22 protein-coding genes and 1 pseudogene are annotated in these 24,921 nt (G+C 51.9%); 9 read left to right on the forward strand and 14 right to left on the reverse strand.

Annotated features, from left to right (window positions below):
- Position 1: 1 nt before the first annotated feature.
- The 4 genes from ACMXD4_RS01655 to ACMXD4_RS01670 form a co-directional block, all read right to left on the reverse strand.
- On the reverse strand, positions 2-1,966 hold the full coding sequence (locus ACMXD4_RS01655; protein WP_415879662.1) for a TonB-dependent receptor plug domain-containing protein: 1,965 nt from the start codon (positions 1,964-1,966) through the stop codon (positions 2-4).
- A 456-nt stretch (positions 1,967-2,422) separates the two neighbouring features.
- Positions 2,423-3,820 carry an ATP-binding protein gene (locus ACMXD4_RS01660; protein WP_415879663.1) on the reverse strand — a complete coding sequence of 466 codons (1,398 nt, stop codon included), beginning with the start codon at positions 3,818-3,820 and terminating at the stop codon, positions 2,423-2,425.
- On the reverse strand, positions 3,820-4,479 hold the full coding sequence (locus ACMXD4_RS01665; RefSeq protein WP_033158182.1) for a response regulator: 660 nt from the start codon (positions 4,477-4,479) through the stop codon (positions 3,820-3,822). Before ACMXD4_RS01665 ends, ACMXD4_RS01660 begins: the two co-directional genes overlap by 1 nt.
- A gap of 134 nt (positions 4,480-4,613) precedes the next feature.
- Positions 4,614-5,846, reverse strand: a complete 1,233-nt coding sequence (locus tag ACMXD4_RS01670; protein WP_415879664.1) for an NADP-dependent isocitrate dehydrogenase — start codon at positions 5,844-5,846, stop codon at positions 4,614-4,616.
- Positions 5,847-6,137: 291 nt separating this feature from the next.
- On the opposite strand from ACMXD4_RS01670, the gene ACMXD4_RS01675 reads away from it, so the two are divergent.
- From ACMXD4_RS01675 to ACMXD4_RS01700, 6 genes are all read left to right on the forward strand, one after another.
- Positions 6,138-7,895 carry a GMC oxidoreductase gene (locus ACMXD4_RS01675; RefSeq protein ID WP_415879665.1) on the forward strand — a complete coding sequence of 586 codons (1,758 nt, stop codon included), beginning with the start codon at positions 6,138-6,140 and terminating at the stop codon, positions 7,893-7,895.
- A 24-nt stretch (positions 7,896-7,919) separates the two neighbouring features.
- A complete protein-coding gene (locus ACMXD4_RS01680) occupies positions 7,920-9,659 on the forward strand; it encodes an alpha/beta fold hydrolase (RefSeq protein WP_171696827.1) in 1,740 nt (579 codons plus the stop codon).
- An 11-nt stretch (positions 9,660-9,670) separates the two neighbouring features.
- Entirely contained in the window at positions 9,671-11,245 is a 1,575-nt protein-coding gene (locus tag ACMXD4_RS01685; protein ID WP_171696826.1) for a hypothetical protein, read from the forward strand.
- An 82-nt stretch (positions 11,246-11,327) separates the two neighbouring features.
- Positions 11,328-11,912 (forward strand): MarR family winged helix-turn-helix transcriptional regulator, encoded by a 585-nt coding sequence (locus ACMXD4_RS01690; RefSeq protein ID WP_033158178.1) that lies wholly within the window; start codon positions 11,328-11,330, stop codon positions 11,910-11,912.
- 5 nt (positions 11,913-11,917) lie between these two features.
- Positions 11,918-12,169 (forward strand): ubiquinone biosynthesis accessory factor UbiK, encoded by a 252-nt coding sequence (gene ubiK / locus ACMXD4_RS01695; protein ID WP_033158177.1) that lies wholly within the window; start codon positions 11,918-11,920, stop codon positions 12,167-12,169.
- A gap of 6 nt (positions 12,170-12,175) precedes the next feature.
- Positions 12,176-13,684, forward strand: coding sequence for a YifB family Mg chelatase-like AAA ATPase (locus tag ACMXD4_RS01700; RefSeq protein WP_171696825.1), 1,509 nt, complete (start codon positions 12,176-12,178; stop codon positions 13,682-13,684).
- Positions 13,685-13,703: 19 nt separating this feature from the next.
- On the opposite strand, the gene ACMXD4_RS01705 is transcribed toward ACMXD4_RS01700, so the two are convergent.
- Together ACMXD4_RS01705 and ACMXD4_RS01710 are read right to left on the reverse strand one after the other, a co-directional pair.
- The gene (locus ACMXD4_RS01705; RefSeq protein ID WP_301539354.1) at positions 13,704-13,835 is read right to left on the reverse strand and encodes a hypothetical protein; all 132 of its coding nucleotides are present in this window, start codon (positions 13,833-13,835) and stop codon (positions 13,704-13,706) included.
- Positions 13,836-14,435, reverse strand: a complete 600-nt coding sequence (locus ACMXD4_RS01710) for a TolC family protein (RefSeq protein WP_415879666.1) — start codon at positions 14,433-14,435, stop codon at positions 13,836-13,838.
- 119 nt (positions 14,436-14,554) lie between these two features.
- Between ACMXD4_RS01710 and ACMXD4_RS01715 the strand changes: the two are divergent.
- A pseudogene (locus tag ACMXD4_RS01715) lies at positions 14,555-15,734 on the forward strand (IS3 family transposase).
- A 158-nt stretch (positions 15,735-15,892) separates the two neighbouring features.
- On the opposite strand, the gene ACMXD4_RS01720 reads toward ACMXD4_RS01715, so the two are convergent.
- Entirely contained in the window at positions 15,893-16,495 is a 603-nt protein-coding gene (locus ACMXD4_RS01720; protein ID WP_415879667.1) for a peroxiredoxin, read from the reverse strand.
- A gap of 251 nt (positions 16,496-16,746) precedes the next feature.
- Between ACMXD4_RS01720 and ACMXD4_RS01725 the strand changes: the two genes are divergently transcribed.
- Entirely contained in the window at positions 16,747-17,259 is a 513-nt protein-coding gene (locus tag ACMXD4_RS01725; RefSeq protein ID WP_020484362.1) for a hypothetical protein, read from the forward strand.
- Positions 17,260-17,275: 16 nt separating this feature from the next.
- On the opposite strand, the gene nadC is transcribed toward ACMXD4_RS01725, so the two are convergent.
- Positions 17,276-18,103, reverse strand: coding sequence for a carboxylating nicotinate-nucleotide diphosphorylase (gene nadC / locus ACMXD4_RS01730; protein ID WP_415879668.1), 828 nt, complete (start codon positions 18,101-18,103; stop codon positions 17,276-17,278).
- A gap of 152 nt (positions 18,104-18,255) precedes the next feature.
- Between nadC and ampD the strand changes: the two genes are divergently transcribed.
- Positions 18,256-18,843 (forward strand): 1,6-anhydro-N-acetylmuramyl-L-alanine amidase AmpD, encoded by a 588-nt coding sequence (gene ampD, locus ACMXD4_RS01735; protein WP_415879669.1) that lies wholly within the window; start codon positions 18,256-18,258, stop codon positions 18,841-18,843.
- A gap of 26 nt (positions 18,844-18,869) precedes the next feature.
- Here the strand turns inward: ampD and ACMXD4_RS01740 are convergent, their stop codons facing one another.
- From ACMXD4_RS01740 to ACMXD4_RS01765, 6 genes are all read right to left on the reverse strand, one after another.
- On the reverse strand, positions 18,870-20,801 hold the full coding sequence (locus tag ACMXD4_RS01740; RefSeq protein WP_415879670.1) for a dynamin family protein: 1,932 nt from the start codon (positions 20,799-20,801) through the stop codon (positions 18,870-18,872).
- A 102-nt stretch (positions 20,802-20,903) separates the two neighbouring features.
- Positions 20,904-21,542, reverse strand: a complete 639-nt coding sequence (gene pyrE / locus ACMXD4_RS01745; RefSeq protein WP_171696821.1) for an orotate phosphoribosyltransferase — start codon at positions 21,540-21,542, stop codon at positions 20,904-20,906.
- A gap of 48 nt (positions 21,543-21,590) precedes the next feature.
- On the reverse strand, positions 21,591-22,739 hold the full coding sequence (gene hemW, locus ACMXD4_RS01750) for a radical SAM family heme chaperone HemW (protein WP_415879671.1): 1,149 nt from the start codon (positions 22,737-22,739) through the stop codon (positions 21,591-21,593).
- Positions 22,733-23,173: a VOC family protein gene (locus ACMXD4_RS01755; protein WP_319961159.1), complete on the reverse strand. Its 441-nt coding sequence runs from the start codon at positions 23,171-23,173 to the stop codon at positions 22,733-22,735. Before ACMXD4_RS01755 ends, hemW begins: the two co-directional genes overlap by 7 nt.
- 275 nt (positions 23,174-23,448) lie before the next feature.
- Positions 23,449-24,279 (reverse strand): CheR family methyltransferase, encoded by an 831-nt coding sequence (locus ACMXD4_RS01760; protein ID WP_415879672.1) that lies wholly within the window; start codon positions 24,277-24,279, stop codon positions 23,449-23,451.
- A 66-nt stretch (positions 24,280-24,345) separates the two neighbouring features.
- Positions 24,346-24,912: a chemotaxis protein CheW gene (locus tag ACMXD4_RS01765; RefSeq protein ID WP_033158168.1), complete on the reverse strand. Its 567-nt coding sequence runs from the start codon at positions 24,910-24,912 to the stop codon at positions 24,346-24,348.
- Positions 24,913-24,921: the final 9 nt, after the last annotated feature.

Here is a 24,921-nt window from a genome sequence, read left to right on the forward strand (position 1 = left end):
CCTAGTAACTGACGTTAAAGCCGGTGTAATAAAAACGGCCACCTGGGTCATTGGGAGTACCTTGCAATCCCATGACAAATGGCGTGACACGATTAAATACGTTATCGACACCCACAAAGGCGGTTAGCCATTGGGTGGCGGCGTAATCCAGCTTGGCATCAAACTCATGGTGGTAAGCGGACTCACGCACACGATTGGCATTGGTGCCGACATAGCCGTCATAAAACCGGCCATTAAGTGATAAATCCACTTGCGGATGGAGATGAAAGGTATTTTGAAAGCGAAACGCATGACGGGATCGGTCTATCAGGCGCTCATGGGTTTGCGTATCTTCAGCGTCCAGATATTCGTAAGAGGCGAATAGGTTGTAATAGTCCTTAACACCCAAGTTAAAAATGATTTCGGTACCACGTACCTTTGCCTGTCCGGTATTGAAGTAATTAAAATCCGAGAATATTACTCTGCCCGCCGTGCGATTTCGGGTATTTAAAGACTGGATTAAGTCCTCGTACCAGGTGACGTGACCAATCGCTTCCAAGCTGCCGTAGACATTGCTATGGTCAAAACTGTATTTGGCGGCCATTTCTAATGTTTCAGATTTTTCCGGTTTTAAGCTTGGATTGCCGTTAATCGTTGACACACTGGTAAACGGACCTCTTAAGCTGGTACGTACAAAAGTGGGAAACATATTGACAAATTCAGGTGCCTTGAACGCAGAACCATAACCAACCCGAAAATTAAAATCGCCCGGCGACCAGGATAAGCTGGCCCGAGGATTGAGTGCGTCGCCAAAATCGCTAAAAGTGTCGTAACGCACACCTGCCAACAATTTCACATCACTGAGAATATCCCAGTCGATCTGTGATAGTGCGTGAAAGACATGGCGCGTTTGGGCGCCGGGAAAGCGGCTGCGATCAAACGTCGAGATGTCAATATCCTGAAACCGTCCACCGGTACCTAAGGTGACGGTCAAGTTATCGTTGGCAAACCAGTTTACAAAGCCTTCAATTTGGCCCAATTCAAATTTGGTTTTTTCAATATCAGTGGGGTCTTGGGCATTCCGCCCGACATTTGCCAGGGTTTGACCGTAGGTGCCCAGCAAACGTGCGCTGCCCCAGTCATAGACATCATCGTAGGTTAGGCTGATTTGTTTGCGGTCTTCGTTTTCGACATTACCCACACCATTAAACGCCGTGCCGGTATCGTTTTGCTCCATGATCTCGCCAGTCCAACGCAGTTTGCGCTGCGGCGTGAAGTCATATGAGCCAGCGTAATTCACGTAGTAGCGATCAATGTCCTTGAGCGTTGTCGTGGGGACGCTGGTATCCACTCGTAAATCGTTTTTATTAAACACTTCAGCAGAAAAACGATTTTTTAGACCATGAAAATCGCCGGTCGAAACACCCGCCCGCTCAATAAAGGTGTCACGCTGACCTCGTTCCGCCTGCCCCCAGGTAAAACTGCCGGTTGCGCCAAATTGCTCGTCCGGCGCCTTGGTAATGATGTTAATCACCCCGCCGATTGAATCGGCACCGTATAACGCCGACATCGGGCCGCGAATAATCTCGATCTGCTGGATATTTTCGATGCTCAACCCCGTCAAGTCGGAGGTGCCGAACTTACCGGTTCTACGCAAGCCATCGACCAAAATCAAGGTCTGGTTGTTCGATGAACCACGCAAATTAATCCGGGAGCTAGTACCGGAATCGGCCACAAAACCGGTACCCGCAGCATATTGCAAAATCTGCGGCAAGGTCCGTAGCGAAAGGCTTTTTAACCGTTGCGGGGTGATGACTTCGACACTGGCTTGAACGTCTTTGATCGCCAAACTGCGTCCCGGCGTGGCGGTAACGACCATGGTTTCCAATTCTGAGATCGGCGTACTATGGTCTTGTAAGTTAGTTTGAGCGGACACTTCGCTGACGAGAATGGCGAACAGCCAAGCAAAATGCGGCTTATCATTCATTATTCTGCCCTATTCAGATTCAAAAATTAGCTTTTAACGACATTTGGTACGCGCAACTATTGGCGTCGAGCGTGTAAATCAGCTAATTGTGTGCCGAGCGAATAAATTGAATAAAAATCAAATAGTAATATTAATTTTGGCGATTCTAGAATCGGGGGAAAACAGGTGATTTCACACGGTCATATAGTGTCGGTTGTGTGATTTGCCTGATTGGATTGGCTCTGACAAGAGGCTAAAAAAATGATTATCTGGCTGGATTGAGATTGTCCGGGATAACGGATGTTAGATGCGGCGATCTATCTGCACATCATCCGCGTATTGATTTTTAACAAATGCGCGGTTCGAAATTCTCACTGAAAGGTTTTTACACTGAGTCATTCGTCGACTTTGCCCCCAAGCGCCTCCTGACAAAGTAGAGCATGCTATCGGCGTTCGGAGTTTTGCACCCTAAGCCAATTAAGCCAATAACGCCACTTGCACCCGAGCCTGCAAGCCACCCAATTCTGATTTGGCAAAATTAATATCCGCCGCATGCAAAGCCACAATGCGCTGTACGATGGACAAGCCCAAGCCGCTGCCTTCAACACTATTGGCGGTTTCCACGCAACGGTAAAAGCGCTGCGTGATGCGCTGATAATCGTCGTCGGCAACACCGGGACCGCTGTCGTCCACGGTCAACTGCAAACGCTTGTTTTCGCGGCGACAAGCTACTTTGATATGCCCTTCAATCGGCGAATATTTAATAGCGTTATCGATCAAGTTGCGTAACAACACTTGAAATAACTGAGGATTGGCGACGATCACTAGAGCCGGCTCTCCTTGCAATTCAATATCGATACGCTTCTCGCGGGCGGCGTGATCCAAATCGGAAATCACCTCTATCAAGGCTTCGTTAACATCAACAGACTGCTTGGCAATCCCGGCCTGCTGATGCTGCACTCGCGACAAGGTCAGCAATTGTTGCACCGTATGCGTCATCCGCGATACCGCTTGCTGGGCTTTTTGCAAAGCCTGATCGCGCATCTGCGTATCGGTGGTTTTTTGCGCCACTTGAATTTGCGTCAACAGACCGGCCAATGGCGTGCGCAGTTCGTGGGAAGCGTCGGAGGTAAAATTGCGCTCGTTTGCAAAAGCCTGTTCCAGCATCGCAAACAAGCTATTGATTTGCGTGACAACAGGCAATACCTCGTCCGGCAGATTATCCACCGACAGCGGTTGCAGAAAGCCGGCTGCCCGGCTGGCCAATTGCTCCTTGACCTGGTTGACCGGCGACAAGGTGCGGCTGACGATCCACCAGATCATTACGCCCAATATCGGCAATGCGATCAAAAAACCAATCACTTGCTGGCCGGCGATGCCTTCCACCAATTCCCGGCGAATATCGTCGCGTTGACCGACATGAATCACATAATTGCCGTTTTCGGTACTCAGGCTAAATACATGCCAAAGCTGACCATCCAGCATGGTTTCGCTGTAGCCGTTTCGCGTCAAGGACAAGGCAAATTCCGGCGCGCTTTCCGAGCGCAACACCAGCCCCTCTTTCACTGAGCGTAATTGAAAGGCAATTTTGCGTTCGTATTTGTGGCCGAGGATGGGCGTGTCGAACAGCTCTGGAGCTTTATCGCGTTCCCAAAGCTTGGTCAGTGCTCGTTGCCGGACCATATTCTCGACAAAGGCGTGTACCACCCGTGCCGATTGAGCTAATTCAGCGTTGAATAGTTCGGTGACTTCGTCGCGGGTTTGTTTGTAACTGAAGTAGGCGGTAACGCCCCAAACCAACAACAGCGAGGTTAGGAGCGACAGCAGCAGCTGCTTTTTCAGGGAGCGTGGCGCCAGACGAAAATGTTTGACCATCAGTTCTCGTCGATGATGTAACCGACCCCGCGGATGGTCCGAATCAGGTTGCTATCCAGTTTTTTACGCAGATGGTGAATATGTACTTCCACCGCATTGCTTTCCACTTCCGAGCCCCAGGCGTAGAGCGACTCTTCCAGACGGGCCCGGGAAATAACTTGGCCGATATGTCCCATTAGGTAACTCAGCACTTCAAATTCTTTTTGCGCCAGATCAACCGGCTTGCCGTTGAAATACACTTGGTGCGCGGCGGGATCGATGGTAACGCCTTTATGTTCGATCACTGGCAGGCTATGACCATCGTGGCGCCGGGCCAATGCGCGTAAGCGCGCGCAAATTTCCGCTAGGTCGAACGGTTTGGTGACAAAGTCGTCGGCGCCATTGTCCAGACCGGCCACCCGTTCGGCGACGCCTTCGCGGGCGGTTAAGACCAAAACCGGGGTGCTGTCCTTGCGGCGGCGCAGATTCTTCAACACGCTCATCCCGTCCATGCGGGGCAAGTTCAAGTCCAACACCACCAGATCATAGTGGTTCAGTTTCAGCGCTTCGTCGGCTTGGGCGCCGTCGATTAACCAATCCACCGCATAACCTTCCAGCGTCAAGCCGGCTTTCAAACCATCACCAAGGATGGCGTCATCTTCTACCAATAATAAGCGCATGATGTTTGTGTACCTATGGGCTGAGTGATTAACTTAGCCTGGATTGTAGCAATGATTTCTCAGTGTTCTGTGAGCGAGTAAGCAACTTAAAAGTTCGCTGGAATTGCGAGTAAACCCAGCGAACGGCAAAAGCCTCATGACGCCGAAAGGCTTCGTTCCAGATTGGCTCGCAAAGCTTCCAGAAAATCCTCGGTCGTCAAATAATGCGAGTCGTTCAAATCGTCGCCGTAGATACACAAGGCCAAATCCTTGGTCATTTGCCCGGCCTCGACGGTATCGACACAGACCTTTTCCAAGGTTTCGCAGAAGTTGATCAACTCGGCGTTGCCGTCCAGTTTGCCGCGAAACGCCAAACCGCGCGTCCAGGCAAAAATCGAGGCAATCGGATTGGTCGAGGTCTTCTTACCCTGTTGATGCATGCGGTAATGGCGGGTAACGGTGCCATGCGCCGCTTCGGCTTCCATGGTTTTGCCATCTGGCGTGACTAAGGTGGAGGTCATCAAACCCAGTGAGCCAAAACCTTGGGCCACCGTGTCGGATTGCACATCGCCATCGTAGTTTTTGCAGGCCCAAACGAAGGCGCCGTTCCATTTCAAGGCTGAAGCCACCATGTCGTCGATCAGTTTATGTTCGTAGACAATGCCTTTGGCTTGGTATAAGGCTTTGTATTCCGCTTGGTAGATTTCTTCGAAGATGTCTTTGAAGCGGCCATCGTATTTTTTCAGGATGGTGTTTTTGGTGGAAAGATACAGCGGCCAGCCTCGATCCAAGGCCACATTGAAACAGCTGCGAGCGAAACCAGCGATGGACTCGTCGGTGTTGTACATCGCCAACGCGACGCCGTCGCCTTCGAAATGATAGACCTCGAAACTTTGCTCCGGGCCGCCGTCGTCCGGCATGAAGCTGATTTTTAGCTTGCCTTTGCCTTTGGTGACGAAATCGGTGGCGCGGTATTGATCGCCGAAGGCATGCCGGCCGATACAGATCGGCTGGGTCCAATTCGGCACCAAGCGCGGCACGTTTTTGCAAATGATCGGTTCGCGGAACACGGTGCCGTCCAGGATGTTACGAATCGTGCCGTTTGGTGATTTGTACATTTTTTTCAATCCAAACTCTGCCACCCGCGCTTCGTCCGGGGTGATGGTCGCGCATTTGATGCCAACGCCGTGCTTTTGAATGGCGTGGGCCGCATCAATGGTAACTTGGTCGTCGGTGGCGTCGCGCTGCTCGATGCCTAAGTCGTAATAATCGATTTGCAGATCCAGGTAAGGCAGAATCAATTTGTCTTTAATGAAATGCCAGATAATGCGGGTCATTTCATCGCCGTCGATCTCCACTACCGGATTTTTGACGGATATTTTCTTCATAACGGCTCCTCACCTATCGCTAAAAGAGGCCTTCAGTATAGCCTGCCTACCCCTGAAACACGGAATGTTTAACGGCTTGCTCGGCTCTGTCTGCAGCGCGTCTCGCATTAATCGAATCACGGCAAAAACTAGGCTATACTGCCCAGGCGGCGTCTACGCATGCTGCCGTAAGACATTGTTCTGTACAGGGTTTTAGCAATAGCCTTTACCCGGCAACACCGTTTTTCTTCAACATCCGATAGCAGGGCAATGAGCCAATAATAATAAAAAATCATTCTTGAGGAGGTGTAAATGGCTAGTCAGCACTTCGATTACGAAGCGATAGTCATCGGTAGTGGTTTCGGCGGTTCCATCAGCTTTTGCCGGCTCGCGCAGAAGTGGGGTTCCAAAGTCTTGCTGTTGGAACGCGGCAGGCATTATCCAATGGGCTCTTTCGCCCGCTCGCCCAAACAAATTTCCGACAGTTTTTGGAGCGTGGAAGGCGAGGCGATAGACCGGCCACGCCACATTCAAAACAAAAATCTGCGCGGCTTGTTTGACGTCCGCAATTACAAAAAAATGGATGCAGTGATTTCGGCGGGCCTGGGCGGCGGCTCGTTGATTTACGCCAACGTCTTCCTCGAACCGCCCGAACAGGTCTTCGAGCAGGGCTGGCCAACCGGCCTGGATAAAGCCACCCTGGCCCCGTATTATCAAGTTGCCAAACAAGTCTTGGGCGCTCGCCCGGTGCCATCCTGGCAAACTGACGACCGCAGAAAAATCGTCCGCACCGAACTGTTTCAAGAATTTGCCGCCCACGATAATCGCACCAGCAAACTGGCCGACATCTGCGTGTTCTTTGGTAACGACTACAACTACCAAGGTTCGGACGCACCCATCCCCATCGGTTTGCAGGAAAAAAACCGTTACGGCGCCACGCAAACCTCGTGTACCTATTGCGGAGAATGCGATATCGGCTGTAACACTCACTCGAAAAACACGCTGGATCTGAACTACATTCACGCCGGCCAACACCAGCATGGCGGCCAGGTATTTACCGACTGCCAAGCCGAAAATATCATCCCGCTCAATCAGCATGGCGACGACGCCAGCTCCGCCAGCGGCGAATTCGGTTATCGGGTTGAATTTCAAAACTTTGCCACGGGAAAGCTGGAAAGCCTGAAAACCCGCCGCGTCGTGGTGTCGGCAGGCACCTTCGGCAGCAACGAGCTATTGCTGCGCTGCCGCGATGTGCATCACAGCCTGCCCAAACTCAGCGAGCAACTGGGACGCTGGTTCTCCGGCAACGGCGACTTTTTATCGTTCGCGATTGAAGGCAAAAAAGACGCCGACCCCAACTACGGCCCGGTAATCACCCAATACACCGATTACAACCTGTTCGACCGCTTCAACAGACAGCAAGCCTTCGTGCTGGAAGACGCTTCTTATCCGGCTTCACTGGCCTGGTATATCGAAGGCGTTTTCCCGACCAGCACTTTACTCAAACTGCTTCGCGCCGTGAAAGCGTTAATCGAGTGGCTGAAGAAATACGTGAGCAACGGCGTCTGGAACGGCACTTTGGGGTTCTCGCTACACGAGATACTAAAGGATGATTTATCTTCAAAATCCGTGGTGATGCTGTGCATGGGCCTGGATCACGGCGACGGCACGCTGACACTCAACCAGGCAGACCGTATCGATCTGGACTGGCCGCAAGAGACCAGCATGAGCTTGTATCAAGCCATACTTGCGACCGGGGAGCGATTCAAAAAATTTGTCAAATCCCATTGGTTTTTCCCACTGCCGACTTGGGACTTGCCGATTCGCCACAACGTTACTGTACATCCTTTGGGCGGTTGCATTCTGGCCGACTCGCCGGACAAAGGCGTGGTCAGCGGCCATCCTGAGCAGCGCGGCCAAGCTTTCGGTTATCAGGGCTTGTATGTGGTAGACGGCTCGATCTTGCCGAGCGCGGTCGGCGCCAACCCGGTAGCCACCATATCCGCGACCGCGGAGTGGATTGCCGAAGGTATCACCGGCATCAAACCCGATGCCAGTCTGGGCGTGTAAACCCAATTCACAGGAATTACTGACATGACAACGACCAATAAAACCTCATTCGAATTCACCGAAGAAATGAAAGGCTATCTCAGCCTGGGCCAAACCGCTTTCGAAGACGGCTATAAGCAAGGCAAGGAAGATAACCATTACTTCATGTTTCATCTGACCATCCAGAGCGACGATCTGGATACGTTTCTGGAATCCGATGCCCACCAATCGGCGGCAATAGGCTACGTGGAAGGCGATTTGATCGGCGGCCGGCGTAACGTCGACAAAGGTGTGTTCAATCTGTTCGTCGACAGCGCTGACGCCGACCGCAAACAAATGCTCTACCGGCTGTTTTTTACCGATGCCAATGGTCAGGCCATGACCTTGAGCGGTCGCAAACAGATTCAAAACAACGTCGGCCCGGACCTGTGGGCCGACACTACCACCTTGTTCACCAATTTGTTCAAGGGCCATGTGGAAGCTGACAAGGAAGCCAAAGCCAAGGTCTACGCCACCGGTTTGTTGTATATCGAAGTGATGGACTTTGCCAAACAGCTGACGACGATCAAAGCGAGCGGCGATACATTGAAAGACCGTCTGCACGCCATCGAACGTTTCGGCGGCTTCTTTTTAGGCGCGTTGTGGGAAGTCTACAAACCATCCATGTTGCCAAAGATGGGCAGCTTCGAGCGGGAAATCCCACTGTATACCTTGGAAGGCGTCAAGGATGCGGAGGTCAGCACCCATCAGTTCACGACCGCCGACCGGCTGGGCCTGAGCTTATTGCGCTTCAAGCGTGCGGTTAGCGACGATGTGGTAGTGCTGGTGCCGGGCCTGACCGCCGCCAGCGATATGTTCATCATGCCGGAGCATTACAATCTGACCAGTTATCTGCTGGACCACGGTTTTGGCGACGTCTGGACTCTGGACGGTCGGATCAGTAACCGCTATTCCTATAATCTGCATAGACACAACTTCAATGTTGACGATCTGGCGCTATACGACATGCCGGCGGCCATCGCCACCGTGCGCGCGGCGGTCGGCCCTTCCGCCCGCATTCATGTCATCAGCCACTGCTTTGGGGCGTTGGCGTTTACCATGGGTTTGTTCGGCAAAGCGGTGACCGGCGTGCGCAGCCTGATCGCCAACGGCGTGGCGCTGACGCCTTGCGTGCCGCTGCCGGCCAAGATCAAGCTATATCTGGGCCCGCTGGCCGCCGATTATATTTTGGGCGTGGATTATCTGAACCCTTATTGGCGGCGCGAGCCGGGTTGGGGGGCGGGTAAATTGCTGGCGACGGCGATTTCGGCGTTTCATCACGAATGCGACTCGCCGGAGTGCCATATGCTCAGTTTCATGTGGGGCTGGGGCTTTCCTGTGTTGTACAAACATGAAAATCTGCAGGATGTGACGCATCGCCGCTGCGGTGATTTGTTTGGCGGCTGTAGCGTCAATTACTACCGACACGTGTTGAAAATGGTCAATGCCAACAATACCGCCGTGAAATACCAGCCCAACGAACCCCGCTACCGCAGCTTGCCGGACAATTATTTCCAGCATGCCGCCGAGATCGACACGCCGTGTCTGTTCGTCGCCGGCCAGGACAATGCCTTGTTCCGCAATTCCAATATCGTTTGCCACCAACGCCTGGAGCAAATCGTCCCCGGCCGCCATGAACTGGCGGTGATTCCGGATTACGGGCATGCGGACGTGATCATGGGCAAAAATGCCGCGCAGGACATCTTTCCGCGTTTCGTGGAATTTTTGAATAAACATCGCAATTGAGGAATGCAGTCATGACAAGTACCCAAGAAGATTTACAACTAACGTTGGATACGCTGCAACCGACCAGAACTCGACCAACGGCCGGGCTGAACCGGCTGTGCATCAGCATCAGCGATCTGCATTTCACCGATAACACGGTCGGCAATCAAAGCAGCGAGGAAATTGTCTGGGCGGAATTCTTCGCCGACATCGCCAGTACTTGCAAAACTCAGCAAGTCGACGAATTGACGCTGATCCTGGACGGCGACGTCGTGGATATGATTCGAAGCGCGGTGTGGGCCAAGCACGGTGTCTATCCGTGGGAGCGCGACAAACCGGAATTTGTCTTATGCCTGCGTGAAATCATGGCCGAGATTGTGAGCTTGCACGCCACCAACGCGGACGGCTTTTTCAATCATCTAAAACGGCTTCCCGACGACCTGAAAAATACCCGGCTGGAAGTGATTACCTTGCTGGGCAATCACGATAAGGAAATTTTCACCGATCCGGTCACCCTGCGGATGTATTACGACGAGTGTTTGGGGCCTAAGTTGGCGAATTTGTCAGCCGAGTATCGGCAGTGGGTTGGCAAGATGTATTTCGATGACGAACAACATTTTGCCGACCGAAACAGCGTACCGTGGCTGCCGTTTTATTGGGGCGATGCCGAGTTGCGGGTGTTTATTACCCACGGCCAATGGCGGGATCGGGAAAACAGCTTGGCATTTACGCCCGGCAACAATTTACCGGGCTGGAGTACCGGCGACGGTTGGCGAGCTAAGGTTTGGCAGCAACTCCATTATGCACCGTTCATCGAGGCCTGTTTCGGCGATACGGTTGCGGCCGGTGCGCTGTCCACGTTTATCTACCGTTGCAAACTCAAGCTGAACGATCAGGACCCGGATCAAGCCAATGTCAGCCGTATCAAACGCATTCTGGACGAATTGGATTTGTACCGGCCCACCTCGGCGGCAATTGCCCGGATTCTGCAAGAAACCCGTGACAAAAAAACCGGTAACGAACTGCGGGACATTATCGAGAACGAGTTATACGAAACCCTGTGCCTGTGGCTGAGCTGGGATTACACGCTGAGCAGCTCTCCGGCTTGGCGGCGCTTGGCGTTTCGCGTTGCCAGGGTGTGGTTGATGGTCACCGGCCCGTTGCATATGTTCCGGGTGCAATTGCACTTGGTACGCGGCGTGTTATGGCTTTATGACCAAGTACAAACACTGCTTGACTTGCTGGGACCCAGTTCGGTGTATCGAGAAGACGGTGCCAGTTTCAAAAATTTGCAGGTGTTTCCGACATTTCAGGATTTATTCCTGCAACAAGGATTTCGGCTGCACGGCGAAGGCCATACCCATATCCCGCTGCAAACCGAAGCGGATATCAAGCACACCGCGGACGGCGCACCAAGCCGAAACTTTACCTACATCAACTTCGGCACCTGGCGCGACCAGTTGGTAAGCAAAGAGAAAAAAGGCTACCGCCGTCGCGGCGTCGGCCGTAGTCTGTATGTGCTGAACAAGGTTACGGGCCCACAGCCGGGCTATCGTTTTTTCGTAAACGATAATTTGTCCTGGAGCGACAACATGGATCGACTGTAGCTTTTTTTGGCGACGGTGGCCGGATAGTTGCGTCCGGAGCCGCCACGCTTGGAATTGGCCGGCCTGTGGTAGAATCGGTCCAATGCATGAACTAGACACATTCAAGCTGATCGAGCGGATCAGCGCCTTGCTACGTTCGGAAGAACGCAAAAAATACGCAGCAATCGGTTTGCAACCGGTACATGGTCAGGTGCTGGAGTATCTGGCCAAGTGTAATAAATACAGCAACACCCATGCGGCGGTGGCCGAGTATCTGGGTTTGACCAAAGGCACGGTGTCCCAGACTATTCAGATTTTGGAGCGTAAGCACTATCTGGATAAGACCACGTCCATTTTGGACGGCCGGGTGGTCCATCTGAGCCTGACCGAGGCCGGCAAGCGGTTGATCGAAGAGTTAAAGCCGCTGGATGTTTTTAAGCAGGCCGAATCCAAAGTCAGCCGCCAGGAGTTCGATACCATAGGCCAGGCGCTGCAAACCACGTTGGGCGTGCTGCAAAAAGTCAATGACTCGAAGAGTTTTGGTTTGTGTCGTTCCTGCCATTATTTTTCGGTGGAACAGCATCACTATCAATGCGGCTTAACCGAACAACCCTTGGATCGCGAGGATACTGATAAAATATGTCGTGACCATTTACCCGTTCCCAATTCATTCATAGACCAAGAGTAGCCACCATGTTTGATCCCAAAGCCATAGACAATCTTGCCGAGCGTATCGCCGGCGCAATCCCTCCCGGTTTGACCAATCTGAAAGACGATGTGGAAAAGAATGTCCACGCCTTGCTGCAAAGCGGCCTGTCCAAACTGGATCTGGTCAGCCGCGAAGAATTTGAAGTGCAAAAAGCCGTATTGGCGAAAACTCGCGCCCGTTTGGAAGAACTGGAAAAGCGCGTCGCCGAACTGGAACAACGGATTCCGCAAGCCTAAAAAGCCATGTCGCTGGCCGTCGTTTACAGCCGGGGCCGCTCCGGCATAGACGCCCCGCAAGTGACGGTGGAAGTGCATGTCAGTAGCGGCTTGCCGGCTCTAAACATAGTTGGCTTGCCCGAGACCGCAGTGAAAGAAAGCAAGGATAGGGTGCGCGGGGCGATCATTAATTCGCACTTCGAATTTCCGTTCCAGCGCATTACCATCAATCTGGCACCCGCCGATTTACCCAAGGAAGGCGGCCGCTTTGATTTGGCGATTGCATTAGGCATCCTGGCCGCCTCCGGGCAAATCCCCAAGGATGCCTTGCACGAGTACGAATGCATCGGCGAGTTATCGCTAGGCGGTGAGTTGCGGCCGATTCCCGGCGCGTTGCCGGTAGCGATTCATTGCCGCAATGCTTTTAGGCAACTGATTCTGCCTGCTGGTTGCGCGGCGGAGGCGTCGTTGATCAAAGATGCGCAACTGCTGCCGGCCAGGACACTGCTGGAAGTCTGTGCCCATTTGGCGGGCCGGCAAGCCATCGCGCCACCTGACGTTCATCTCTGCTTCGAGCAAGCGGTTCACACGGTCGATTTTGCCGACGTGCACGGCCAATTTCACGTCAAACGGGCCATGGAAATCGCCGCCGCCGGGAAGCATAATCTACTGATGCTGGGTCCGCCCGGCACCGGCAAATCGATGTTGGCTGCACGTTTGCCGACGATTCTGCCGGAGCTCAGCGAGCAGCAAGCCCAGGAAACCGCCGCGCTGGCCTCGATCAGCGACCAAGGCCTGGACGTCAGCCGTTGGCGGCAGCCGCCCTATAGAGCACCGCACCATACGGCCTCAGCTGCGGCCTTGGTTGGCGGTGGTAGCAACCCCAAGCCAGGCGAAATATCCCTGTCGCACAACGGTGCGCTATTTTTGGACGAACTGCCTGAGTTTGATAGAAAAGTCCTGGAAGTGTTGCGCGAACCCTTGGAAACCGGCCACATCACCATTTCCCGTGCCAATCGCCAAGCCGATTTCCCGGCCAGTTTTCAGTTGATCGCGGCCATGAATCCCTGTCCCTGTGGTTACTTGGGCGATGCTTCCGGCCGTTGCCGCTGCACCTCCGAACAAGTGGCCCGCTATCGAGCCAGAGTTTCCGGGCCTTTGCTGGACAGAATAGACATGCATATGGAAGTGCCGCGCGTCGCGCTGGAAGTATTGCGCAAAGGTTCGGCGGCCGGTGAAGAAACCAGCGAAACGATTCGGCAACGTGTCGTCGCAGCCCGAGACATTGCTTACCGCCGCCAAGGCAAAGCCAATGCCGGACTAAGCGCCGCGGAGGTGAAGGTTATCTGCACTTTGTCCGAAGCCGGACATCAGTTGCTGGAACAAGCGCTGGAAAAATTCGGCCTGTCGCACCGGGCTTACCACCGAATATTGAAACTGGCGCGCACGATTGCCGATCTGGCGAATTCAAAGAACATCGAAATCGCCCATCTCAGCGAAGCCATAGGCTACCGCAAGCTGGATAGAACCCGATAAGCATGCAAAACCGGCAGCGTCATGCCGGGTTTTCGAAATAAACCGCCAACAAACCCGAGGCATTCATGACATCCAATTCTGCTTCGATTTCATTTTGAATCAACTCCAGATGATTCAGCTTGATTTCGGTACGGGTGCGCGATGAATCCAATCATTCAATCAGACCGGTTTGCCCCAAACGATAGGCATCTTCGGCCATTTGCTTTAAAGTGGGTAATGGAGCCACCACTTGTTTCTCGGTCTTTGCCAGCGTCGCCCGCCGTCTTGCGAGCACATCGACCGCGCGTTCCAATTCTTGGCGAGTGGCCGCCATCAGCAATTCGCGCTTTAATTTGCTGGCATGTACTTCGGCAGCCGCACGGGCTATGCCGCCTTGGCCGCGATCAAAAATCGGCAGATCGACCGATACGCCGGCAAAAGTGGTGTTGCCGTAGGGTTTATCGGTAAAAGCCGTACCGAACATCAGCGACGGCACCGGCCAGCGTTCCCGCGCAGCTTTTTCCAATCCGGAGTCCGCGGCGATCATTTCCCGGCGCGCCGTTTCCAGATCGGGATTACTGTGCTCGGCTTGTTGCCATAATTTATCCACGTCCACCGACACGCCAATCGGCTCCAGCGTACCGCTGGCTTGTGGCTTCCAGTTGGGGAAACCCAGCAAGCTTGCCAGTTCGCCAACGGTACTGGTTAGGTTGGTTTGGGCATTTTCCAAACGGGTATTTAGGCTCTGCACTTCCTGGGTGATGCGCAACACATCGTATTGGCTCGTGGTGCCGGCATTTTTAGAGGTGGTGCCGAAAAATTGAACAGCCAGTTAAGTGAAAAATCCTGCTACTTTTGATCGTCCGTAAGGACAAAGCAATGGAGCGGAAGATGTCCAAAAAACCGAGAAGAAAACATTCGGCCTTCAAGGCCAAAGTTGTGCTGGCGGCCTTGGCTGGCGATAAAACCTTGGCCCAATTGACCCAGGAATTCGAGATTCATCAGAACCAGATTGTCGATTGGAAGAAACAGCTAAGCGAGCGGGCTGCCGAAGTATTTGGGAAACCCGCGGAGTCCGAATCGCCACCCGTCGATTTGCAAGCCCTGCATGCGAAAATCGGCCAACTGACATTGGAGAACGATTTTTTACTTGTGCCCTTTGGGTAGAGGGCGCGCTCACCAAGGCGGGATTGCTGATACCCAAGGGGCACAAGGCGCAAAGCGATGATCGACCGTCAGTCCAAGTTGCCGCTTGGTCGGCAGGCCAAGCTACTGGGCATCAGTCGCGGCAGTGTGTACTACCTGCCCAAGCCGGTTTCGGAGCCCGATTTGGACATCATGCGCCGACTCGACGAACTGCACCTGAAACACCCGTTCACTTGTGCCCTCGGGTATGGGCGCTCGCCAGTTACGGGATCAGCTCAATCTGCAAGGCATCCCCATTGGCCGCAAACGGGTGAAAACCTTTATGATGAAAATGGGCATCGAGGCGGTGTACTGCAAGCCCAATACCAGCAAGAAGACGCCGGGGCATGAAATCTATCCTTACTTGCTGCGCGGCATGACCATCAACCGTGCCAATCAGGTCTGGGCGCTGGATACGACCTACATCCCGCTGGCCAAAGGCTTCGCTTATTTAACGGCGGTCGTCGACTGGGCCACTCGCAAAGTCCTGGCCGCCAAGGTCGCGATTACCCTGGAAGCCTGTCATGCCGTGGACGTGTTGGAACAGGCTTTCAAACGCTACGGCAGGCCGGATATCATCAACACTGACCAAGGCAGCCAGTTTACCGCCAAAGCGTTTGTCGATGCCGTGAAAGGCCAGGGTTGCCTGCTCAGCATGGACGGACGCGGCGCCTGGCGTGACAATGTCTTTGTCGAGCGACTGTGGCGATCAGTCAAATACGAGCGGGTTTACCTGCATGCCTACGATTCCGTCGGCCAAGCCCGCGCTTCAATCCTGGAGTATTTCGAGTGGTACAACCACTAACGACCGCATTCCAGTTTGAAACGAAAAACGCCGCATCAGGCGTATAACGATGGGCTGCCAACCCTCAAGTTGGCAGCCTAAATCATAGCGGTAACGGATATAAAAAATGCCGAGTGGCGATTAATGGAATTAGCGCCACACTGAATTCGCAGTCATGGGGCGAGAAACAGAGAAAATTCAGGCAATAAAAAAGGCGCATTGTCTAGACAATGCGCCTTGTCTCAGAGTAAAGCTAATGCTTACAGTTTGTCAGCATTTTTGCTCAGATATTCAGCCACGCCCGCTGGGTTGGCATTCATACCGGCATCGCCTTTGTTCCAACCGGCTGGGCAAACTTCGCCATGCTCTTCGTGGAATTGCAGTGCGTCGACCATGCGCAGCATTTCGTCAAAGTTACGACCCAGTGGCAAGTCGTTGACAACTTGATGGCGGACGACACCGGCTTTGTCGATCAAGAAACTACCGCGGAAAGCTACGCCACCAGCGGACTCTACGTCGTAATCTTGGGCAATAGTGTGTTTCAGGTCGGCAGCCAGAGTATAACGGACAGGGCCGATACCGCCTTGGTTAACAGGCGTGTTACGCCAAGCGTTGTGGGTAAAGTGTGAGTCAATAGAAACGCCGATCACTTCAACACCACGGCTTTTGAATTCGTCAATACGATGATCCAAAGCAATCAATTCGCTTGGGCAAACAAAGGTGAAGTCTAAGGGATAAAAGAAAAGCACTGCATATTTGCCGCTAGTCGCACCTGAAAAACTGAATGAATCAACAATTTGACCATCGCCTAATACCGCAGGAACTGTAAAGTCAGGGGCTTGCTTACCTACTAAAACGCTCATCAATTTTCTCCAAAATTATTTATAAAACAAAAGGTTAAGAGCATATTTGCGCCTCTGCGAGAAGGCTGGGACCTATTCTACACGAATTTAGTTGGTATTTGCCTAATAATCCCCGTAAATTCCGCTTGCAAGACAGTCGATTTCGCGCTAATTTGTAATCCATAGCTTACACAATTAACAGGCGGTCTGCGTGCTTCGCGCTGCTTAAATTCACTATGCAGACCTTTGGTGAATTTTTTAGGGTACGTCAAATGGCAAAAGTAAAACACATTACAGAACCCGATACTTTCGGTTTTCAAGTTCGTATTGTTCGGCGGGGCAAGGAGAGCAGCCGTTATTTTTCTCACAAGCTCTGGGGCAGCAAAACCAAGTCGCTGAAAGCCGCGATTACTTGGCGCGATCAGATGCTGGTGGTATTAAAAGGCAGTAAGACCCGCTTCCTGAAACCACCCAAAAACAAAACGACTACCGGCGTAACCGGTGTGTCCAGAACCATCAAGTTTGATCACCGCAAAGACAAAAGCTATCTTTGCTACACGGTGTTTTGGGTGAAAGATGGAAAGTCCCGGAATAAAACCTTCCAAGTGGGCAATGTAGACACGGTAACCGCCGACGACGAATTGCATGCCTTTCGCACTGCGCGCCTATTTCGGAGCTGCTACGAGCATGCCATCGACCACGATGCGCCGTTCGACGACAGCAAATTCGCCAACTGGAAAAAACTACGCTTATACGAAAACGAGATGCTGAACGCTGTCAACTGAGCGCACCAGCATGAGCTTAATCGATGCGCATCTCAATGCGCATCGACAGATCGACTGCAGCAACATTCTTCGTTAACGCGCCTATCGAGATAAAGTCCACCCCGGTTTCGGCCACGGATCGGATATTGTCCAAAGTAATATTGCCCGATGCTTCCAGTTCGAGTAGTCCCTGGTTTTGTTGTACCGCTGTGCGCATATCGGTGAGTGAAAAATTATCCAGCATGATGCGATCCGGTTTCGCGGCAAATGCCTGGGCAAACTCGTCAAGAGTTTCCACCTCCACTTCGACCGGCACATTCCCATAGTCTCTGGCCAGCTTGACTGCATTGGCAATTGAGCCTGCTGCGATAATATGGTTTTCCTTGATCAAGATGGCGTCGAATAAACCGATGCGATGATTGAAACAACCTCCGCATTTGACTGCATATTTTTGCGCCAAACGTAAACCGGGCAGGGTTTTACGGGTATCCAACACCTTGCAGCCGGTACCCGCCACGGCATCCGCATAGCGGCGGGCGATGGTCGCCGTCGCGGATAAGGTTTGCAGCAGATTCAACGCCGTGCGCTCGCCCGTCAGCAAGGCCCGAGCCGGACCGCGCAACTTGCAAAGTACGGTGTTCGCTGCGACACGTTCGCCCTCATTGCATTGCCAATCGACCATTACCTGGGGGCTTAATTGTCGAAACACCTCATCGAACCAAGCTCTACCGCACAGCACCATGGGTTCGCGAGTTACCACTGCGGCATTGGCTTGAGTCTCGGCTGAGACGATGCTGGCGGTAATATCGCCGCTACCGATATCTTCAGCCAGATAAAGCGAGATTTCTGTGGAATTTGGTTGCATGGGCGTGTGATGGACGATGAACAGGGAGAGTAATTATAAACCGCATGCGGTGACAGCCGCGCCAAACTCTGACCAATGTGAGGCAAGTAAAAGTATAGGGGGTGGTTGGCAAAGCTTATAAAATACCGCATCACTGACAAAGCTTGAAAACCATGATAATTCGCGATCACTACTTGAGTAGCGCCTGCCAGGTCGCTTCGCCGAACTGCGACGACAGACCGGACCCAGAAGATGTTTCGTTATTGGTTATCCATTGCATCAGCCTGCCGCCTGAGCAATTCGCGGGCGACTATATCGACCAATTGTTTTGCAACTGCCTGGATCCAAACAACCATCCTTACTTCCAAGACATACATCAACTTAAGGTGTCCGCGCATTTATTGATTCGCCGGGATGGCAGCATTCGGCAATATGTGCCGTTCAACCGCAGGGCTTGGCATGCAGGCGTGTCAAAATATCAAGACAGGGAACGCTGTAACGATTTTTCTATTGGTATAGAGCTGGAGGGGGCTATCAGCGTGGCTTACACTGACGCTCAATATCGGTGCCTTGCCGATGTGTGTAGAACGCTACTGGCGAATTATCCGAAACTGTCGAGCCAGCGTATTGCCGGTCATAGCGATATTGCCCCAGGCCGAAAAACCGACCCTGGGCCATTTTTTGACTGGTGCCGCTTTAACGAATTGCTGAGTTCTAGCGCTGAAAGTCCTGCGGGGCAAACAACAAAAGGGCTGCCGTAACCTGTGACAACGGAGCAAAATCGGCACTAATCGGTTTTAATTTCCAGATGCACGGCTTTAAGTATCTCTAGCAACTCATGATACTGGACTTGTAGTGGCCCCAATTCGCTCTCCAACTGCGCAATGCTTTCATTGACATTACCTTTGGATTCATTGATTTTCCTGAGCATGATCAAGCGGCTTTCGATTTGCTTTTTGTGATCTTTGATTTGGTGCATTAGCGGCGACAGTACGCTATTACTCCAGGTAACCGCATCACGTTGGGCTTGCTGCAGAATATTCCTTGCTTTGGCTATCAACGTACCATAGAGCTTGTTAACCACTATGCTTTGCTCAGTCATCGTGGTTTTAGCGCTATTGCGAAACGCTTCGCCTTCTTCAAAAATCTGCTCCAGCTCAAACTGGTGTTGTTTTATCGAAAACAATTGTGGCTCAATTTCCTTAAAACCGTATTCATCCTGAAACTTCTTATGGATCGCTTTAATCAAGCGCCGGGTTTCTTCGGTCATATCCACCGAGTCTTGCAGCAGATCCCGCAACTCATCAAACAACCTACGCATATTCTGTTTCATGCCGTAAGTCGTCAGGCTTTTGCTCATGTCCTCCTTGGTACGGCGGATAATGTCGTCGATTTTTTCTTTGGCAAACGAATCGATCAACATCTTGGCCTGCACCGCAAACACTTTACGGCTGGCCTGAAAGTTTTCGATATTAGCCATATAGGCATTTTGCCGGTCGCGGGTTTCGGCCATCAATTTGCCGGTCAATTCCTGGTTCTCGAAATCGACTTGTTTGAATTCGTCGAGCTGCTTTTGGGCGTTAGCGATTTTTGACTCCATCAACTTGACCGACTCGCTAACCAAAAAACCGATTTCTTTATCGACAACACCCTTCAGAATATCGCGGCGCTGATCGAGAATGTCGTCCGAAAGATAGCTTTCCAACAGATTGAGACGGCTTTTTTGCAGCAAAGCATCGTCGCCCTTCACCTTAGCCAGTAAAGCTTGCTTCGCGGAGACCGGGAAAATAACTTCCTTCTCCAGATTCAGAATCATGGCACAGGTGTCGATTTGCTTTTGGATCGAAGCTTCGTACCCAGTCTCGCCGGCCAAATCGTCCCACATCGAGTCGATTTTATTCATTACCACGGCTAAGCCCTGGCGGCGATTACCTCTGGAGCTACAAACGTGGCTTTTCCACATTTCCAGGTCGCTTTTGGTCACGCCGGTATCGGCCGCCAACACGAAAATAATGGCTTGAGCGCTGGGCAACATGCTCAAGGTTAACTCCGGCTCGGTACCCAAGGCATTTAGGCCCGGCGTATCCAGAATGCACAAACCTTCTTTTAACAAAGGATGCGGAAAGCTGATCATCGCATGTCGCCAACATGGCACTTCCACGGTTTCCGGATTGATAATGCCTTGCTCGGCCGCTTCGCGTTCGTTCCACAAGCCCAGTTTATCGGCCATTTCCCGAGAAACCTTCTTCGTGGCAACCAACTCTCTGAACGCTTCCTGCATTTGCGTAGGCGATTCGCAATTCAACTCGATTTGTGTCCAACGATCCGGATTGCGCTTGTAATCCATCAAAGATATATCTTCCAAGCGGCTCTCAATGTTGAGCAGCCGAATGTAACTGCCGCCTTTTTCATCCCAGAATAGCTCGGTGGGCGACATCGTGGTCCGGCCCGGCGAAGACGGCAACAGGCGCACGCCGGTTTCCGCAAAAAACAGCGAGTTGATCAGTTCGGTTTTACCTCGGGAAAACTCCGCTACAAACGCCAAGGTGACGCGATCATTTTGCAAACCTTGCAATATATTCAGCAAGGTATCTGTGCTTTGCGGGTCACTGAAGCGATAGCGGTTACGCCAGTCCCGATACAATTCGATACCCTGAATCAGTTGTTCGCGCCACTGCGTGTATTCGTGCAACTGTTCTTTAAATTCCAGATTTCTCATGGCTCGCCTTTGTTCCGACTGTACTCAATATAAGGGGCAAATTGTAACGGCTAAGTGTAGACCAATAATCCATAAGCAAAAGCCTCGGGCACGCATGGATACTCAAATTCCGTACTGTTGTCGATAGGCCTGAATAATAGCCAACTTATCCGCCGAACCGCTCTGCTGGGAAATAAACTCGATGATGTCTGCCAAGCAGATTATCGCCAGCACCGGAATGCCGAATTGTGCCGACACTTCCTGCACGGCTGACAATTCGTTCTGACCTTTTTCCTGACGATCCAGCGCGATCAAGACACCTGCGACCGTAGCGCCGGCGGCATTGATGATTTCCACTGATTCACGCACCGACGTACCTGCGGTAATCACATCATCCAGAATCCAGACTTTGCCTTGCAAGGGCGCGCCGACCAATACGCCGCCCTCGCCATGATCCTTGGCTTCTTTGCGGTTAAACGCAAACGGAATGTCGCGTTGCAAGCGGGAATAGGCAATCGAGGTGGTGCTGACCAACGGGATGCCTTTATAGGCAGGCCCGTACAATATATCGACCTCGACACCGGCGCTAATCAGTGCCTGCGCATAAAATTGCCCCAATTTATCCAGCTGAGCGCCGCTGTTGAATAGGCCGGTATTAAAGAAATAAGGACTGACACGTCCGGACTTTAAATGAAATTCGCCAAACTTTAATACGCCGCAATCCAAAGCGTACTGGATAAACTGTTTTTGGTAATCGAGCATCGTGGAGTGTTACAAATCTAAAATGAAAGCAATTATACCCGCGCGTATTTAATCGATGAATTTTTCTAGGACCACGTCCAGAAAATCCCAACCCTTTTCGCTACAGCGATAGACCAAGCTATCCCGACACAACAGGCCTTCAGCCAGACAACGCGATAAATTAGGCTCCAAGCTGTTTGCCGCCAATCCGGTGGTCAGTTCAAAATCCTTCAGGCTAAAACCGGCTTTTAGTCGCAACTGGTTCATCAGAAACTCTAACGGCAATTGTGCGACCTCAATCGCTTCGTATTGTGATCGACCGGGTCGTGATAAATACTGTTCCGGGCTTCTTGGCTTAACCGTGCGCATAATCTTATCCGGCAAGGCAAGGCTGATTTTGCCGTGCGCGCCAGCGCCTATCCCCAGATAATCGCCAAATTGCCAGTAATTGCGATTATGCTGGGATTGCTTGCCGGGTTTTGCATACGCAGACACTTCGTACTGCTGAAAACCGTTCTCCGCCAATAGCCGCTGACAGCGCTTTTGAGAGGCGAATATCAGGTCGTCTTCCGGCAATTTCGGCGGAAACTTATAAAAATACGTATTGGGTTCCAGCGTTAGTTGGTAAAAGGAAATATGGGTTGGGGCCAAGCTAATGGCTATTTCCACATCGCTCAAGGCTTCGCTCTCGCTCTGATCCGGCAAACCGAACATCAAATCCAGATTGAAATTATCGAACCCGGCCGTAACGGCAATTTCCACCGCGGCCTTGGCTTCGGCGGCGGAATGCACCCGCCCTAATGTCCGCAAGTGCCGGTCCTGAAAGCTTTGAATGCCTATCGACAGGCGATTAATCCCTAAAGCCCGAAACTCATGAAATTTTGCGCTTTCGAAGGTGCCGGGATTGGCTTCCAAAGTGATTTCGCACTGTTCTGCAACAGGTGCCGACTGCCTGACGCCAGCCAACAAGCGGCCTAAGGCTTCCGGGGAAAACAAGCTGGGTGTGCCGCCCCCCATAAATATACTGTTGATGGTCCGCTGCTCGCCCAGCAATTCCAAATCATGGTGCAGGTCGGTCATCAAGGCATCGATATAAGCCTGTTCGGGAATCGGGTGTTTAACGGCGTGGGAGTTGAAGTCGCAATACGGGCACTTCTGGATGCACCACGGAAAATGGATATAAAGACTCAGCGGTAACAATTCGACAGACCTTACCACACGCCAACATTGGGCATGGAGGCCCACGGCTCTTGCGGCGGCAATGCCTGGCCTTTTTGTAACAATTCGATAGAAATTTGGTCGGGTGAGCGCAGAAATGCCATATGACCATCACGCGGTGGCCGGTTAATCGTGACCCCTTTTGCCATTAAGTCTTGGCATACCGCATAAATGTCGTCTACTTCGAAGGCTAAATGTCCAAAATTACGGCCACCGCCGTAGTCCTCACTATCCCAGTTGTAAGTCAGCTCCAGCAATGGCGCGTCAACCGCTACAGCGGTTTGCCGGTCGCCAGGTGCAGCCAGATAGACCAAGGTAAAACGTCCGGTTTCGCTTTCCATGCGCCGTACTTCAAGCAAACCTAGCTTATTGCAATAAAAATCCAGCGATTCGGTAAGATCCTTTACCCGAACCATGGTGTGTAAATAACGCATATTGGTCGCCCCAGAAAATAAAAGCGCGATTATGAACGAGTCGGTGGCGGAGAATAAAGTTTCCTGATCAATAATTGGACTCAGCTAAACCAAGAAAATCCGTCATGCCCGCCATCCAGTGCTACGGAGCAGGCAAGCTTCGTTCTAACCATTTGTCCGGGATTGCGATATGAGCTGCCGAGATGACGATTTTAAGTATGAGGGAGGGACACACTTGAAGCAGTTTGCTAAGCAGGTAGTTATACAAGAATGCCCGATGAGCTCGCTCAGCCCAATTAATCCAAAGCTTTGCGATACACCGACGGCATGATGGTTTGCAGTTCGGTTTTCATACCACTTAACGACTCAGAATGGCTAATGAAAAAATAGCCGCCGGGCCGCAGGTATTTCACAATTTTGTCCAGCAGGCGTTGCTTGGTTTCAATATCAAAATAAATCATTACGTTACGTAAAAAAATCACGTCGAAGGTACCCAAGTCCGGCAGCGTTCCAATCAAATTGGCATATTCGAACTTAACGCGACTGCGTAGCTCAGGCGCCACCAGCAAAAAACCGTCATATTCACCTGTACCTTTCAGACAATACTTTTTCAATAACGGAAGAGGAATTTTTTCGGCGGCATTACTGGGATACAGGCCACGCCGGGCTTTTTCTAGAATCCGTGTGGAAATATCGGTCCCGACAATATCCCATTGCCGGGATCTCAAATATTCCGCCAACAGCATTGCCAGCGTGTAAGCTTCCTCACCGCTGGAGCTGGCCGCGCTCCAAACTCGAAACGGTTTTGCGGCGGAGTGCTGCGGTAAAATTTTTTCAACTACAAAATCGAAATGCTTGGATTCGCGGAAAAAATAGGTTTCATTGGTGGTTAGCAAATCGATAGCCATCGTCGTTTCATTTTCGAACCCCGGCTTACCGAATTGCCGAAAATACTCGCCATAGCTATCGATGCCATGATGACGCAAACGCTTCTCCAAACGTCCCATTACCATAGCCTGCTTACTATCGTTTAGGACAATACCGGCGTGTTTGTAAAGATAGTCCCTGATCCAGGCAAACTCTTGCTTATGCAATATCGGCGCGCCGACACGATGGATTGACGACACTCTATACTCCTATTTGTGGGTTAGCCAACATGTCGATAAATTTAAACGCCTCAAGTCTTGGAACGATCAAGCGTTGATTGTATCCGGCAATGCTTGACGGTCTTGGCGAACTTTACTCAAAGCCGCCATTTCATCCACCGAAAGTACCTTGCTGACGTTCAACAAAATAACAAAGCGGCCATTCCGTTTGGCCATCCCGTTAATAAAGTCAGGCCGAATCCCCGCCCCAAAGCTGGGCGGCGGCTCTATATCCTGTTCACCGATTTCAACCACTTCGTTGACTGCGTCCACGATAATCCCCAAATCCTGGGATACGCCATCTTCAGTTTCGCTGGCGGTTTCGACAATAACGATACCGGTGCGCTTGGCCACAGGCGTCGATCCCTTGCCAAAGCGCGCCAACAAATCCACCACCGGCACCACGCTACCGCGCAGATTAATCACGCCGCGCACAAACACCGGCATCATGGGAACTTCGGTAAGATTGCCGTAATCGATGATTTCCTTACTACTCAAAATGCCCAGTGCGTAAAGTTCTCCCCCAAGCGTAAAGGTTAGGTATTGACCCGCCAGCGCAGTCTGTTTGCTCTGCGCGGCGGGTAGCTTTTCTTGAGTTGTTGCAAGTCCTGTCATGGCCCGCTC

The sequence above is a fragment of the Methylomonas sp. TEB genome (assembly GCF_047777895.1).
In the GTDB taxonomy this organism is placed as follows: domain Bacteria; phylum Pseudomonadota; class Gammaproteobacteria; order Methylococcales; family Methylomonadaceae; genus Methylomonas.